At 71.8% G+C, this 14,707-nt stretch carries 11 protein-coding genes; 7 read left to right on the top strand and 4 right to left on the bottom strand.

The window, feature by feature from the left end; translation table 11 throughout:
* Window positions 1–12 precede the first annotated feature (12 nt).
* Entirely contained in the window at window positions 13–1,200 is a 1,188-nt protein-coding gene (locus QP089_RS19470) for a MaoC family dehydratase (protein WP_285913091.1), read from the bottom strand.
* A 223-nt stretch (window positions 1,201–1,423) separates the two neighbouring features.
* Between QP089_RS19470 and QP089_RS19465 the strand changes: the two genes are divergently transcribed.
* The 7 genes from QP089_RS19465 (at window position 1,424) to QP089_RS19435 (ending at window position 11,316) form a co-directional block, all read left to right on the top strand.
* Window positions 1,424–3,055, top strand: a complete 1,632-nt coding sequence (locus tag QP089_RS19465; RefSeq protein WP_285913090.1) for an SMP-30/gluconolactonase/LRE family protein — start codon at window positions 1,424–1,426, stop codon at window positions 3,053–3,055.
* The gene (locus QP089_RS19460; RefSeq protein WP_285913089.1) at window positions 3,052–3,897 is read left to right on the top strand and encodes an SDR family NAD(P)-dependent oxidoreductase; all 846 of its coding nucleotides are present in this window, start codon (window positions 3,052–3,054) and stop codon (window positions 3,895–3,897) included. The genes QP089_RS19465 and QP089_RS19460 overlap by 4 nt, the downstream gene beginning before the upstream one ends.
* A gap of 62 nt (window positions 3,898–3,959) precedes the next feature.
* Window positions 3,960–5,336 carry an aromatic ring-hydroxylating oxygenase subunit alpha gene (locus tag QP089_RS19455; RefSeq protein WP_285913088.1) on the top strand — a complete coding sequence of 459 codons (1,377 nt, stop codon included), beginning with the start codon at window positions 3,960–3,962 and terminating at the stop codon, window positions 5,334–5,336.
* A gap of 68 nt (window positions 5,337–5,404) precedes the next feature.
* On the top strand, window positions 5,405–7,234 hold the full coding sequence (locus tag QP089_RS19450; protein WP_285913087.1) for a flavin-containing monooxygenase: 1,830 nt from the start codon (window positions 5,405–5,407) through the stop codon (window positions 7,232–7,234).
* Entirely contained in the window at window positions 7,227–8,153 is a 927-nt protein-coding gene (locus QP089_RS19445) for an SDR family NAD(P)-dependent oxidoreductase (RefSeq protein ID WP_285913086.1), read from the top strand. The genes QP089_RS19450 and QP089_RS19445 overlap by 8 nt, the downstream gene beginning before the upstream one ends.
* A gap of 5 nt (window positions 8,154–8,158) precedes the next feature.
* The gene (locus QP089_RS19440; RefSeq protein WP_285913085.1) at window positions 8,159–9,865 is read left to right on the top strand and encodes a thiamine pyrophosphate-binding protein; all 1,707 of its coding nucleotides are present in this window, start codon (window positions 8,159–8,161) and stop codon (window positions 9,863–9,865) included.
* A 5-nt stretch (window positions 9,866–9,870) separates the two neighbouring features.
* Window positions 9,871–11,316, top strand: coding sequence for an aldehyde dehydrogenase family protein (locus QP089_RS19435; RefSeq protein WP_285913084.1), 1,446 nt, complete (start codon window positions 9,871–9,873; stop codon window positions 11,314–11,316).
* Here QP089_RS19435 and QP089_RS19430 read toward each other — a convergent pair.
* The 3 genes from QP089_RS19430 to QP089_RS19420 are packed head-to-tail and all read right to left on the bottom strand — an operon-like array spanning window position 11,313 to window position 14,634.
* Window positions 11,313–12,584 (bottom strand): acetyl-CoA hydrolase/transferase family protein, encoded by a 1,272-nt coding sequence (locus QP089_RS19430; protein ID WP_285913083.1) that lies wholly within the window; start codon window positions 12,582–12,584, stop codon window positions 11,313–11,315. The two genes, QP089_RS19435 and QP089_RS19430, sit on opposite strands and share 4 nt — an antisense overlap.
* Complete coding sequence (locus QP089_RS19425; RefSeq protein WP_285913082.1) at window positions 12,581–13,474, bottom strand: HpcH/HpaI aldolase/citrate lyase family protein; 894 nt, start codon at window positions 13,472–13,474, stop codon at window positions 12,581–12,583. Before QP089_RS19425 ends, QP089_RS19430 begins: the two co-directional genes overlap by 4 nt.
* Complete coding sequence (locus QP089_RS19420) at window positions 13,471–14,634, bottom strand: CaiB/BaiF CoA transferase family protein (RefSeq protein WP_285913081.1); 1,164 nt, start codon at window positions 14,632–14,634, stop codon at window positions 13,471–13,473. Before QP089_RS19420 ends, QP089_RS19425 begins: the two co-directional genes overlap by 4 nt.
* Window positions 14,635–14,707 lie beyond the last annotated feature (73 nt).

Genomic DNA, 14,707 nt, shown 5'->3' with positions numbered 1-14,707 from the left:
CGTCCGGCAGCGTCAGAACGGCAGCTCGACCTCGGCCGTGCAGGTCACCAGCACGCCGCCGTCCTGGTCGGTGAGGCGCAGCTTCACCTGGACGAGCGGCACCCCCCATTCCGACTCGGTCCTCTTGCCGGCGACCTCGGCGTCGAAGTACGTGACGTCGCCTTCGAACGCCGGGCCGCGAAAGTCCGCCTTGGAGTGGCGCACCATGCCGTCGTGACCGGCCCAGTAGGCGAGGTAGTCGGTGCACCACGCGCCCATCGTGGCGCCGTAGCCGTAGGCGCGCGCCATGCCGACCTCGCTCGCCCGCTCGGCGTCGATGTGCCCGCGCGACGGGCCGACGTACAGCCCGTCGCGCTTGCGCGGGTCGATCCTGGCGTCCTCCTCGTCGAAGCGGAAGTCGTCGCCCCAGCCGGGGTCCTGGTTGACCCAGGGGTCGTCGACGCCCGGGGGAGCGACCCAGCGGAACGTGCCCCAGATGTTGAAGAGGAACGCCCGGTACTCGGTGGTGAAGGAGGCGATGCTGTGCGGGCCGATCACGCGGCGCGGCAGCCGGTCGCCGACCTCCACCTCCTCGAAGCGGGGTGAGGCGCCCGCGCGGTTGGACTCCAGCCACGTTCGCCGCACCTTCTCGATCCCGGCCAGCTCGTCGGCGGTCCAGCGCCTGACCTCGCCGAGCCGGTCCTCGTACATGCCGCGCCTGCGCGCCTCCTCGTAGAGGTAGCGGATCGCGGTCGAGCGCTCGCGCGCCACGAGGACGCCGTGCTGGTTGGTGTGGACGGTGTCGCCGCGGGAGAACATCGTCGGTCCGGCGAACCGGGTCTCGGTCACCTTGTAGTCGTGGAAGCGCCGCTCCTGGAACAGCTGGTCGCCGGGGCGGACGGGGCAGCCGTAGAACCACCACTCCTCGCCGCCGAAGATCAGGTGGCTGCCGGGGATGCGGCCGACGCACGCGGGCGCCGCGCCGTGCCCGTAGTCCAGCGCCACCGCGATGGACTGGGGCGCGACGATGCCGCCGAACCGGGACGCGCGGGCGAACTCCTCGTCCCAGTGCAGCGGGTTGGGGTAGTCCATCGCCATCACCCAGCGGCGGACGTCGGAGGAGCTGCACGGGTCCCACAGCTGGCCGCCGCCGACGGGCAGGCCCACGCGGTGGTCGACGTCGGACAGGTCGAGTGCGGGCTGGCTGGACTCTGCGCTCACGGGTGCTCCCGGCTGGCGGTCGACGGCGAGGCCGGGGCGCCGGCCGTACGCCGCGCGGATCGGCACGGCCCGCATCGTAAGCACGGCCCGGCCATCATTACAAGGATTGCAAGACTATTGCGTTCACCTGCTCCGCTCGTTAGATTCGCTCGATATGAGAGGTCGGTTCTCGCAGGAAGAACCGGCGTAACCGCAGCGTCGAGGCTGCTGGAGGTCGGTCGGCATGGCGGGTACGAAGGCGCGGTACACCGGCGCGGCCCCCGTCGGCCTCGCCGAGGGCTGGAGCCTGGAACGGCTCGCTCCGCCGAGCCGGCTGTTCGGCGCGAACGGCCTGCGCACCGGCCCGGACGGCCGCGTCTACGTGGCACAGGTGGCCGGCAGCCAGATCAGCGCGCTCGACGTCGGCACCGGCGACCTGGAGACGATCAGCGCCCAGGGCGGCGACGTCGTCGCGCCCGACGACGTCGACTTCGGTCCCGAAGGCGACCTCTACATCACCGAGTACTACGACGGCCGCGTCAGCGTGCGCGGCGCGGACGGCGCGTCCCGCGTGCTGCGCGACGACCTGCCCGGCGCGAACGGCATCACCTTCCACCAGGGCCGGCTGTTCGTGAACGAGTGCCGGATCGGCGGGCGCCTGATGGAACTCGACCTGAACGGCGGCGCGCCCCGCGTGCTGCTGGACAACCTGCCGATGCCGAACGCCATGGAGGTCGGCCCGGACGGCATGCTGTACTTCCCGACGCTGGGCGGCAACGACATCTGGCGCATCGACCCGGACGGCGGCGAACCCGAGCGGGTGGCGGCGGACCTGGGCGTCCCGGACGCGGTGAAGTTCGACTCCGAGGGCCGCATCGTCTCCACCCAGGTCGGCAGCGGCGAGGTGCTGCGGATCGATCCCCGCAACGGCGAGCGCACCGTCCTCGCCACCGTCGCCCCGGGCCTGGACAACCTGACCTTCGTCGACGGCCGCCTCTTCGTCTCGGGCTTCACCGGGCAGATCACCGAGATCCTCGGCGGCGGCCGGACCCGGGCGGTCCTGCCGGAGGGGCTGACCTGGCCGCTGGACCTCACCGTCGACGGCGACGGCGTCCTGTACGTCGCCGACGGCACCTACTTCCACAGGTTCACGCCCGGCACCGGCCTGGAGGTGCTGGGCATGCTGTTCAGCCCCGGCTGGCCGGGCTACGTCCGCGGGGCCGCCGCCGTCGGTGACGGTGCGTTCGTCGTCACCACGTCCAACGGCCAGATCGCGCGGTGGACGCCCGCACGCGGCGAGCACGAGGTCCTGGCCGGCGGGAGCGATCCGTTCGACCGGCTCTACGGCGTGGCGGTCGGGCCCGGCGGTGACGTGGTGGCCGCCGAGCTGGGCACCGGACGCGTGGTGTCGGTGCGGCCCACCGGCGAGGTCACGACCCTGGCCGCGGGGCTGGACCGGCCGATGGGGGTGGCGTTCGCCGCCGACGGCACCTGCCTGGTCTCCGAGTCCGGCGCGGGACGGGTCGTCTCGCTCACCGGCTCCGGCACCGGCACGGTCGCGGACGGGCTGGCGGCGCCGCAGGGCATCGCGGTCCGCGGCGGGACCCTCTTCGTCGTCGACGCGGAGGCGAAGACGCTGATCGGCGCCGCCCTCGACGGCGGGTCCCGCACGACGATCGCCCGCGACCTGCCGGTGGGCCCTCCGCCCGGCGTGGACCCCAAGCCGTTGAAGGGCCTGCCGCCGTTCAGCGGGCCGCAGGGCCTGTTCGCGGGCGTCGCCACCGGGCCGGACGGCACCGTCTACGTCTCCGGCGACGCCGAGGGCAGCGTCCTGGCACTGCGCGATCTCCCGCAGGGAAGGGTGAGCCTCGCATGAAGCACGATCTGCTCGGTCTGGACGGGCGCGTCGTCATCGTCGCCGGTGCGGGCGGGGGCGGCATCGGCACCGCGACGACGGCCCTCATCGCCCGCGCCGGAGCGACCGTGATCGCGGTGAGCCGGCGCCGGGAGAACCTCGACGAGCACATCGGCCCGCTGGCGGACGAAGGGCTGCCCGTCGTCCCGGTTCCGGCCGACGTGTCCACCGACGAGGGCGTCGCGGAGGTGATGGAGCACGCCGCCAAAGCCGGCGGCGACCTGCACGGACTGGTCAACGTCGCGGGCGGCGCCGCGCCCGCGACCTGGATGCCCGCCACCCGCGTCACCCGCGACGACTGGCGGGCGCTGCTCCACCAGAACCTGGAGACGATGTTCTTCATGAGCCAGGCCGTCGCCGCCGAGCTGAAGGCGCGGGGCCGTCCGGGCTCGATCGTGTCGCTGTCGTCGATCAGCGGCATGAACACCGCGCCGTTCCACATCGCCTACGGCACGGCCAAGGCGGCGCTGGTCGCGGCGACCCGCACGATGGCCGTCGAACTGGCGCTGGACGGCATCCGGGTCAACGCCGTCGCACCCGGCGTCACCGAGACCCCGGCCTCGGGCACCTACGTCGACCAGGACGAGGAACGCGACCGCCGCGCCATCGCCATGGGACGGCGCGGACGTCCCGAGGAGCAGGCGGGGGCCGTCCTGTTCCTGCTGTCGGACCTGTCGTCCTACATCACGGGGCAGACGCTCCTGGTCGACGGCGGCCTCAACCTCAAGTGGACCCACCTCGGCGCCGACAACACCTCCCTCTTCCTCAAGGACGAGGGCTTCCGCGACGCCATCACGCACTGACCCCAAGGCCCGGCCACCTGCCCGACCTCCCGACGCACCCCCGACGCGGGTTGGAGAAAGTCATGAGCGAGACCCTCGAGAACGTCCCGGAAGCCGCCTCCAAGGAACCGCTGTCGGAGCCGATGACGATCGGCGTGGAGGCGTACGTCTCGGAGGAGTACGCCCGCGCCGAGGGCGACCGGCTCTGGAGCAGGGTGTGGCAGCAGGTCGCCCGCGTCGAGGAGCTGCCCGAGGTCGGCGACTGGCTCACCTACGACATCGTCGACGACTCGATCATCGTGGTGCGCACGGCCAAGGACCGGTTCCGCGCCTACCACAACGTCTGCTCGCACCGCGGCCGGAGGCTGGTGGACACCCCGCCCGGCGCGCACGACGCGCGCGGTCACGGCCGCCAGTTCGTCTGCGGCTTCCACGGCTGGCGGTACAGCATCGAGGGCGACTGCACCCACGTCCCCGAGCGCGAGGACTGGCCGTGCGGGCTGACCGACGAGCGGATCGCGCTGAAGCAGGTCGCGGTCGACACCTGGGGCGGCTGGGTCTGGATCAACATGGACCCCGACTGCGAGCCGCTGCGCGACTACCTCGAACCCGCCGCCTCCCTGCTCGACCCCTTCCACCTGGAGAACATGCGCTACCGCTGGCGGCGCTGGCTGGTCTTCGACTGCAACTGGAAGGTCGCCTTCGAGGCGTTCATGGAGACCTACCACGTCCCCTACACCCACCCCGAGTTCATGAAGTTCGGCGGGTTCCTCGGCTGGGCCCGCTCGCACGGCCTGCACAGCAACATCGGCTACGACGCGCCGAAGAGCATGGACGAGAACCAGGCCAAGCTCCGGCTCGGCACCGGCGACGACCCGCGCGTGTCGACGGCCGATTTGCAGCGCTTCACCTGGGAGAACGCCAACACCAACACCACCTGGACGCTGGTGGAGGCGGCGCAGGAACTCGTCAAGGACCTGCCGGAGGGCACCCCGGCGCCCGAGGTGCTCGCCCGCTGGCTGTCCACCGCCCGCGCGCGGGACGCCGAGCGCGGCGTGGTCTGGCCGACCGTCCCGCCGGAGATCACCGCGAAGTCCGGCACGGCCTGGCAGATCTTCCCCAACTTCCAGATCGGGCACGCGCCCAACAACATGCTCTGCTACCGGTTCCGGCCGTACGGGCACGACCCCGACAAATGCGTCTTCGAGGCCGCCGTCTACGAGCTGTTCCCGCCAGGCGAGGAGCCCGAGACCGAGTGGATCCACACGCCGCAGGACGACCCGGGCTGGCGCACCGTCCTGCCGCAGGACTTCTCCAACATGGCGGCCGTCCAGCAGGGGATGAAGTCGCGCGGCTTCTCCGGTCCCAAGCCCAACCCGTACCGCGAGCGCAGCGTCGTGAACCTGCACCGCAACCTCGCGCAGTACATGGGCACCGGCGCGCCGAGCGCCCTCGCCTGAGCCGCCCACCCGCACCGACGTGACGGCGGACGACCCGGAGTCACCGCCCCGAGCCGAGGAATCATTGGATGCCGCACGAATGCGCGCCGACGCGGACCCCCGAGGTCGACCGCGACGCCCTCCGAGAGAAGTACCTGGCCGAGCGTGACAAGCGCCTGCATCCCGAGGGGCGCGGCCAGTACGTGGTGACCGAGGGCGAGTTCGCGGACTTCTACGAGTCCGACCCGTACCTGCCCGTCCAGCCGCGCGAGCCGGTCGTCGGCGACGTCGACGCGGTGGTCCTCGGCGCGGGCTTCTCCGGCCTGATCGCTGCGGCCCGGATCAAGGAGGCCGGCGTCACGGACCTGCGCGTCGTCGACTGGGCGGGCGACTTCGGCGGCGCCTGGTACTGGAACCGCTACCCCGGCATCCAGTGCGACACCGACAGCTACTGCTACCTGCCGCTGCTCGAAGAGGTCGGCTACATGCCGAAGCAGAAGTACGCCTTCGGCGACGAGGTGTACGAGCACTGCCAACGCATCGCCAAGCACTTCGGCCTCTACGACAACGCGCTCTTCCACACCCTGGTCACCTCGCTGCAATGGGACGAGTCGATCAGCCGCTGGCGGATCGGCACCAACCGCGGCGACGGCATCACGGCCCGCTTCGTCGTCATGTGCCAGGGCCCGTTCAACCGCCCCAAGCTGCCCGGCGTCCCGGGCATCACCGACTTCGAGGGCCACGCCATCCACACCGCCCGCTGGGACTACGCCTACACCGGCGGCGACATGAGCGGCGGGCTGAGCGGCCTGGCCGGCAGGAAGGTCGCCGTCATCGGCACCGGCGCGAGCGGCGTCCAGGTGATCCCGCACATCGCCCGCGCCGCCGAGCACCTGTACGTCTTCCAGCGGACGGCGTCGACCATCGACGAGCGCGGCGACGTTCCCACCGACCCCGAGTGGGCGAAGACGCTGCGTCCGGGCTGGCAGGAGGAGCGTCGCCGCAACTTCCACGCCGCGGCGTTCGAGGCGTTCGCGCCCGGTCAGCCCGACCTGGTGTGCGACGGCTGGACGGAGATCAGCCGCAACCTGGCCGCGCATCTGGACGAGACGGACGGCTGGGCGCTCATGGCCGACCCCGCGAAGTTCATGGAGCTGCGCGAGCTCGTGGACTACCGGGTGATGGAGCGGCTGCGCGGCCGCGTCGCCGCCCTCGTCGACGACCCGGAGACGGCCGAGGTCCTCAAGCCCTACTACCGCTTCCTGTGCAAGCGGCCGTGCTTCAACGACCAGTACCTGCCGACGTTCAACCGCCCGAACGTCACCCTCGTCGACGTGTCCGCGACCAAGGGCGTCGAGCGCATCACCGCGAAGGGCGTCATGGCGCGCGGCGTCGAGCACGAGGTCGACTGCATCGTCTTCGCCAGCGGCTTCGAGATCACCACCGACCTCGACCGGCGGTTCGGCATCGAGCCCTTCACCGGACGCGGCGGCGCGTCGCTGTACGACCACTGGGCCGACGGGTACCGCACGCTGCACGGCATCACCACGCACGGCTTCCCGAACCTGTTCTTCACCGGGTTCCTGCAAGGCGGCGTCACCGCGAGCACGACGGCGATGTTCGAGCAGCAGGCCAGGCACATCTCCTACCTGATCGGCGAGACGCTGGCGCGCGGCGCCACGACCCTCGAACCGACCGCCGACGCCCAGGCCCGGTGGTGCCGGACCGTCAAGGAGACGGCGATCGACAACAGTACGTTCGAGCGGGAATGCACGCCCGGCTACTACAACGGCGAGGGCGAGAAGAAGATCCGGTCGCATCTCGGCGAGCCGTACTGGCCGGGCTTCTACGCCATGGAGGACCTGCTGCGGGTGTGGCGCGACGCCGGTGAACTGGAGGGCATGGCCGTCCATGGCTGACCTGAGGTTCGACGGCCGGGTCGCCGTCGTCACCGGCGCCGGGCGCGGGCTCGGCCGGGCCTACGCCCGGCTCCTCGCCGCGCAGGGCGCCAAGGTCGTCGTCAACGACCCGGGCAGCGCGATGAGCGGCGAGGGCACCGACCCGGCACCGGCGGACGAGGTCGTCCGGGAGATCGAGGACGCCGGGGGAGAGGCCGTCGCCAGCCCCGCGTCCGTGGCGACGTTCGAGGGCGGCCGGGCGATCGCCGGCGCGGCGCTCGACCGCTTCGGCCGGATCGACGTGCTGATCCACAACGCGGGCAACCACCGTCCGGTGCCGCTCGCGGAGATGACGCCCGACGACCTCGACGCCGTCCTGGACGTCCACCTGCGCGGCGCCTTCAACGTCGTGCGGCACGCGTTCCCCGCGATGTGCGCGGCGGGTTACGGCCGCGTCGTACTGACCTCGTCGATCGGCGGCCTGTACGGCAACCACCGGGTCGCGAACTACGCGATGGCCAAGGCGGGCGTGATCGGGCTGTCGAACGTGGTCGCGCTGGAGGGCGCCGAGCACGGCGTGAAATGCAACGTCATCGTCCCCGCCGCCGTCACGCGGATGGCCGCGGGCATCGACACCTCCGCCTACCCGCCGATGGAACCCGAGCTCGCGGCGCCCGCCGTCGGCTGGCTCGCGCACGAGTCCTGCTCGATCACCGGGGAGATGCTGGTGGCGATCGCCGGACGGGTCGCGCGGGCGTTCGTCGGCGAGACCCCGGGCGTGCACCGGCCGTCCTGGACGATCGAGGAGGTCGGCGAGCGGATCGCGGAGATCCGCGACACCCGCGACCCCTGGATCCTGCCGGTCGTCCCGTCGGCCCACAACGACCACATCAGCAGGAGCTTCACGATGGCGAGCTCCACAACGGCCAGGGAGGGCTAGCCGCCATGGCGGTCAAGGTCTACGAACGCATCCTCCAGCTCTTCGAGGCCGAGGGGATCAGCACCATCTTCGGCATCCCCGACCCGAACTTCGTGCACCTGTTCCACCTCGCCGAGGAGCGCGGTTGGAACGTGGTCGCGCCGCACCACGAGGAGGCCGCCGGTTTCATGGCGGAGGCGGTGTCGCGGATGACGGGGAAGCCGGCCGTCTGCATCGGCACGCTCGGCCCCGGCATGGCGAACATGGCCGGGGCGATGATGTGCGCCAAGGTCGAGAACTCCCCGGTCGTCTTCCTCGGCGGGCAGCGGGCCCGCATCACCGAGCAGCGGGTACGGCGCGGCCGCATCCAGTTCGTCAAGCAGTCCGAGCTGTTCGCGCCGTCGGTCAAGTACGCCGCCAGCATCGAGTACGCCGACCAGACCGACGAGATCGTCCGCGAGGGGCTGCGGAAGGCGCTGTCGGGCACGCCCGGGCCCGTCTACATCGAGTACCCGTCCCACGTGATCCAGGAGGAGCTCGACGTCCCGCCGGCGGCGCCGCCCGAGACGTACCGGCTGGTCGGGCAGACGGCGGGGCCGGACAGGATCGCCGAAGCGGCGGCGGCCGTGCGCGCGGCGAAGCAGCCGATCCTTCTCGTCGGCCACGGCGTCCACACCGCCCGCGCCGGAGAGCAGGTCAAGGCGCTCGCCGACCTGATGGCCTGCCCCGTCGTCCAGACGTCCGGCGGCACCTCCTACATCAGGGGCCTGGAGGAGCGCACCTGGTCCTACGGCTTCTCGCCGTCGGCGGTGGACGCGGTCGTGAAATCGGACCTGTGCCTGGCGATCGGCACCGAGCTGGGCGAGCCCGTCCACTACGGCCGGGGCCGGCACTGGCTGGAGAACGCGGCCGGACGCACGTGGATCCTCATCGAGCAGGACCCCGAGGCGATCGGCGTCAACCGCCCCATCGACATCCCGCTGGTCGGCGACCTGCGCGCGGTCGTCCCGCAGCTCGTTGAGGCGCTCGCCGGCTCGCCGCGCACGCCGTCCGCGGAGCTCGCCGGATGGATCGAGCAGGACGCCGCCCGGCTCGCGGAACTGGCGGAGACGGCGCCGTCCGGCGGGTCGCCCGTCCACCCCGCGCGGCTCATCGTCGAAGCGACCAGGGCCTTCCCACCGGACGGGATCATGGTGCGCGACGGCGGCGCCACCACGATCTTCGGCTGGACGTACTCGCAGGCCAAGCCGCACGACGTGCTCTGGAACCAGAACTTCGGCCACCTCGGCACCGGGCTGCCCTACGCCGTCGGCGCCGGGGTCGCCGACGGCGGCGCGCGCCCCCTGATGCTGATCACCGGCGACTCGTCGTTCCTGTTCCAGATCGCGGAGCTGGAGACGGCGGCGCGCCTGAACCTGCCGCTGGTCTGCGTCGTGGCCGTCGACTACGCGTGGGGCCTGGAGGTGGGCGTCTACAAGCGCACCTTCGGCCAGGACGCGCGAATGCCCGGCGTGCACTGGAGCACCGGCACCCGGCTCGACCGGGTCGCCGAGGGCTTCGGCTGCCACGGCGAATACGTCGACCGCGACGTGGACATCGCCCCCGCCATCAAGCGCGCCTACGCGAGCGGGAAACCGGCGGTCGTCCACGTCGCGGTCGATCCCAAGGCGAACTCGGAGGAGATGCCGAGCTACGCCGAGTTCCGGACCTGGTACGCGGAAGGGATGCAGTGACGGCCATGGGCGACAACCTGGAGTTCTACATCGGCGGCGAGTGGACCGGCCCGGCCGATCCGGAGCGGTCGCGGACCCTCGACGTCGTGAACCCTGCGACCGAGGAGGTCTGCGGCACGGTCGCGGTCGGGTCCGCCGCCGACGTGGACCGGGCGGTGGCCGCCGCGCGCGGCGCGTTCGCTTCCTGGTCGCGGACGAGCGTCGCCGACCGGACCGAGGTGCTGCAGAACATCCAGGAGGCGTACCAGAAGCGGTCCGGCGACCTCGGCGCGGCGCTGACCGAGGAGATGGGCGCGCCCGCCTCGCTCGCCAACGGGTTCCAGGTCGGGCTCGGCGCCGGCCACCTGGCCAAGGCGATCGAGATCCTCCAGGACTTCGCGTTCGAGGAGCGGCGCGGCGCCACCCTGGTCGTCCGGGAGCCGATCGGCGTCTGCGCGCTCATCACCCCCTGGAACTGGCCGCTCAACCAGATCGCGGTGAAGGTGTTCCCGGCGCTGGCGACCGGCTGCACGATGGTCCTCAAGCCGTCGGAGATCGCGCCGTCCGCCGGACGGATCTTCGCCGAGATCCTCGACGCCGCGGGCGTCCCGGCCGGGGTGTTCAACCTCGTCCACGGCGACGGCCCCGGCGTCGGCGTGCCGCTGTCGTCCCACCCCGGCGTCGACATGGTGTCCTTCACCGGGTCGGTGCGCGCGGGCGTCGAGGTCGCGCGGAACGCCGCGCCCGGCGTCAAGCGGGTCACCCAGGAACTGGGCGGCAAGAGCGCGAACATCGTCCTGGACGACGCCGCCTTCGCCGGGAACGTCGCGTCCGGCGTCACCGCCATGATGGGCAACTCCGGGCAGACCTGCAGCGCGCTGTCGCGGATGCTGGTGCCGAGGTCGCGCATGGACGAGGCCGTCGCCGTCGCCCGGGAGGCCGCCGCCGGCGTCACCGTGGGCGACCCCGCCGACGACGTCGTGATGGGCCCGGTCGCATCGCGGGCCCAGTTCGAGAAGGTCCAGGCGCTCATCCGGAAGGGCATCGACGAGGGCGCCAGCCTCGTGGCCGGAGGCACCGGCCGCCCGGACGGCCTGTCCACCGGCTTCTACGTCAGGCCGACCGTCTTCGCCGACGTCACCAACGACATGACGATCGCCCGCGAGGAGATCTTCGGCCCGGTCCTGACGATCCTCGGCTATGACGACGTGGACCACGCCGTCGAGATCGCCAACGACACCGAGTACGGCCTGGCCGGCAACGTCGCCGGCGCCGACCTCGACGCCGCCCGCGCCGTCGCCCGCCGCATCCGCGCGGGCTGGGTCTCCATCAACGACGGATTCGACTTCGGCTGCCCCTTCGGCGGCTACAAGAAGAGCGGCAACGGCCGCGAATGGGGCGAGTCCGGGTTCCACGACTACCTGGAGACCAAGGGCGTTCTCGGCTACGAACCCGAGCAGGCCACGGGCTAGAATCCGCGCTTCCCGATCGCGTCCGCTTCACGCGCCAGCTCCTCCTGGAAATCGGGGTGGGCGATCGCGACGAGGCGGCGGGCGCGCTCGGCGAGCGGCATGCCCTTGAGCTCGGCCGCCCCGAACTCGGTGACGATGACGTCCACGTCGCTGCGGGCCGTGGTGACCGGGCCCGACAGCGCGGCGGTGATCCTGCTGACGGTGCCGCGCCGGGCCGTGGCGGGCAGCGCGATGATCGCGTGACCGCCGGGCGAGCGCGCGCCCGCGCGGACGAAGTCCGCCTGCCCGCCGGTGCCGCCCAGGTAGGCCGCGCCGGTCTGCTCGGCGTTCACCTGCCCGGTCAGATGGACCTCGATCGCCGAGTTCAGCGTCACCAGCTTCTGCAGCCGCGCGAGGACGGCGGCGTCGTGGGTGTGGTCGGTGGCGCACATCCGGATCGCCGGGTTGCGGTCGGCGAACCGGTAGAGGCGCTCGGTGCCGATCAGCGCGCCGGTGACGGAGACGCCCCGGTCGACGGGCTTGCGGGCGTTGGTGACGACACCCGCCTCGACCAGGTCGACCAGACCGTCGCCGAGCATGCCGGAGTGGACGCCGAGGTCCGCGCGGTCGTGGAGGAGGCGGAGCAGGGCGTCCGGGACGGCCCCGATCCCCGTCTGGATGACCGAGCCGTCCTCGATGTAGGCGGCGGCGTGCTCCGCGATGGCCCGGTCGGTCTCGCCGATCGTCGCCGGAGGCACCTGAACCGGGGTCCGCGAGACGTGCACCGCGCAGTCGATTTCCGATGCGGGGAGCGCTTCTCCGTAGGTGCGGGGCACCTGCTCGTTCACCTCGGCGATGACGACACGCGCCTTCGCCGCAGCGGCCCGGACGTGGTCGCTGATGAGGCCGAGGCTGTGATCCCCGTTCGCGTCGGCAGGACTGACCTGGACGAACGCGGCGTCGCACCGCAGAGTCCCCGCCTCGATCATCGGGCCGACCTGGCCGACATGGCACGGGATCACGCTGAGCCGGTGCTTCCCGGACAAGGCGCGGAGCGCGCCGATTGCCCCCATGCTCGACACGGCGATGCCGTCCACTGCGTCCGGGGTGAGGAGGCCCGAGAAGCTCGTCGCGATGAAGACCGACAGCCCGCCGATCGCGGCGCCCTGCTCGATCAGCGCCTCGACCAGCGTGGTCGGCTCGCCGCACGCCTGACCGACCACGATGTGGTCGCCGGGGCGCAGGAACCGGCTCAGATCGAGGCCTGCGGGATCCGTGACGGCCTTCATGCGCGTCCCGCCAGCGCGAGCACGGCCCGTGCGCGGGCGAGATGGGGGCGGTCGAGCATGGCGCCGTCGTGGGCGAGGGTGCCCGCGCCCGGATTGGCGGCGAACAGGTCGACGACCTCCTGCGCGGCGGCCAGTTCCTCTTCCGTGGGCGTGAACGCCGCGTTGATCACGTCGACCTGGGCGGGGTGAATGGCGAGCATGCCGCGGTAGCCGTCCCGGCGCACCCGCTCGGCCCGCGCGCGCAGCCCGTCCAGGTCGCGGAAGTCGCCGTGGATGGTGTCGACCGGCACCGCACCGGCCGCCGCCGCGCCGAGCAGGCACAGGCTGCGGGCCAGTTCGTAGGTGAACCCGTACTCGCCGTCGGCGGTGCGGTTGCCGGCGGCGCCCACCGCGTCGGCGAGGTCCTCGGCGCCCCACGTCATGGCGACCAGGCGCGGCGCTCCCGCGTACGTGCCGGTGGTGAACATGGCCCCGGCCGTCTCCGTCACGAGCGCGATGACCTTGGTGGAGCCCTCCTCGGTGCGCGCCGCGACCTCCAGCGCGGACAGGTAGTGGTCGAGCCTCTCGACGTCCGCGCGGCCACGTGCCTTGGGGAGCATGACGCCGCCGGGACGGACGGGCATCACCGCAGCCAGATCCGCCAGCGCGTGCGGGCCGTCCAGCGGGTTGATGCGCACCCACAGCCGGTCCTTGCCGTCGTCCGGGCGGGAGCGCAGGAAGTCCGCGACCATCGTCCGGGCGGACGGCTTCCGCTCTTCGGCCACCGCGTCCTCCAGGTCGAACAGGACGATGTCGGCCGGAGACGCCGTGGCCTTCTCCATCTTCCGTTCGCTGTCGCCGGGGGCGAACAGCCAGGAGCGCGCGCCGAACGTTTCCGCACTGCGGGTCATTTCCGTTTCCCTCCCAGTTCGTCCAGCACTTCCGCCGTGTGGGCGCCGAGCCTCGGGGCGGGGCCGGCGACGCGGCCCGGCGTCCGCGAGAACCAGGCCGGCGTGCCGGGGAACCGCACCGGCCCGTTCGGGGTGTCGACGGTCTCGAAGAAGCCGGCGGCGTTCAGGTGCGGGTCGTCGAACAGTTCGTCCAGGGTGCGGACCGGCGCGGCGGGAATGTCCAGCGACGAGAGCAGGTCCAGCCATTCCTGCGTCGTGCGCTGCGCGAAGGTCTCGCCGAGCAGCGCGTAAACGGTGTCGATCTGTCGCGCCCGCTGTTCGAGGGTGGCGAAATGCTCGCCCGCCCATTCCGGCTTGACGGCTCCGACGAACGCCGACCACTGCTTGTCGTTGTACACGAGCGCGGAGACGTGGCCGTCCCTGGTGCGATAGGGCCTGCGGTTCCGGGAAACGGCGCGCGGATAGACCGCGGGGCCCAGGGGCGGGGTGAACAGCGCGCCGTTGGCGTGCTCGACCAGCATGAACGCGGCCATGGTCTCGAACATCGCGACCTCGATCTCCTGGCCCTCGCCGGTCCGCTCGCGATGGAACAGCGCCATCATGGTGGCGTACAGCGCCGTTATCCCGGCGACCTTGTCGGCCATGATCGTCCCGACGTAGCCGGCCTCCCCGGTCAGCTTCTCCTGGACGGACGGCAGCCCGCATTCGGCCTGGATCGTGTCGTCGTAGGCGGTGCGGTCCGCGTCCGGCCCGCGCCGGCCGTAGCCGTAGCAATTGGTGTAGACGATCGACGGGTTGATGGCGGCCACGTCGTCATAGGTGAATCCCAGACCGGCGACCGCCTTCGCGCGCATCGAATGGATGAAGACGTCGCCGTGCTCGATGAGTCCGCGCAGGGCGTCCTTGCCTTCGTCGGTACGCAGGTCCAGCATCACGCTGCGCTTGCCGCGGTTGACGTTGACGAAGACGCCGGCCATTCCGGGTTCGGGCCCGGCCGAGATGTGCCGGGTGTTGTCGCCGGCCGGGGGCTCGACCTTGATGACGTCGGCGCCCATGTCGGCCATGATCTGGGTGCAGTGCGCGCCCATCACCATGGCCGTCAGGTCGATGACCCGCACTCCCGACAGCGGGCCCGGATGGTGTCCGCGTTCGTCCGACATCGGCCGCTCCCACCGGATTCTCGCCCCCGGAACCGTATCCGGACGATGCTGTCAATCCTTACAAGGATGATGA

It is taken from the genome of Actinomadura opuntiae, from assembly GCF_030283205.1.
Classification (GTDB): Bacteria; Actinomycetota; Actinomycetes; order Streptosporangiales; family Streptosporangiaceae; genus Spirillospora.
This window is presented reverse-complemented; position numbering and strand designations above follow the sequence as displayed.

Bases quoted from the DNA above. Each gene is read 5' to 3' on its own strand.
- QP089_RS19465 (WP_285913090.1), top strand. From the start codon at position 1,424: ATGGCGGGTACGAAGGCGCGGTACACCGGCGCGGCCCCCGTCGGCCTC.
- QP089_RS19460 (WP_285913089.1), top strand. From the start codon at position 3,052: ATGAAGCACGATCTGCTCGGTCTGGACGGGCGCGTCGTCATCGTCGCC.
- QP089_RS19445 (WP_285913086.1), top strand. From the start codon at position 7,227: ATGGCTGACCTGAGGTTCGACGGCCGGGTCGCCGTCGTCACCGGCGCC.
- QP089_RS19455 (WP_285913088.1), top strand. From the start codon at position 3,960: ATGAGCGAGACCCTCGAGAACGTCCCGGAAGCCGCCTCCAAGGAACCG.
- QP089_RS19435 (WP_285913084.1), top strand. From the start codon at position 9,871: ATGGGCGACAACCTGGAGTTCTACATCGGCGGCGAGTGGACCGGCCCG.
- QP089_RS19420 (WP_285913081.1), bottom strand. From the start codon at position 14,634: ATGTCGGACGAACGCGGACACCATCCGGGCCCGCTGTCGGGAGTGCGG.
- QP089_RS19440 (WP_285913085.1), top strand. From the start codon at position 8,159: ATGGCGGTCAAGGTCTACGAACGCATCCTCCAGCTCTTCGAGGCCGAG.
- QP089_RS19425 (WP_285913082.1), bottom strand. From the start codon at position 13,474: ATGACCCGCAGTGCGGAAACGTTCGGCGCGCGCTCCTGGCTGTTCGCC.
- QP089_RS19450 (WP_285913087.1), top strand. From the start codon at position 5,405: ATGCCGCACGAATGCGCGCCGACGCGGACCCCCGAGGTCGACCGCGAC.
- QP089_RS19430 (WP_285913083.1), bottom strand. From the start codon at position 12,584: ATGAAGGCCGTCACGGATCCCGCAGGCCTCGATCTGAGCCGGTTCCTG.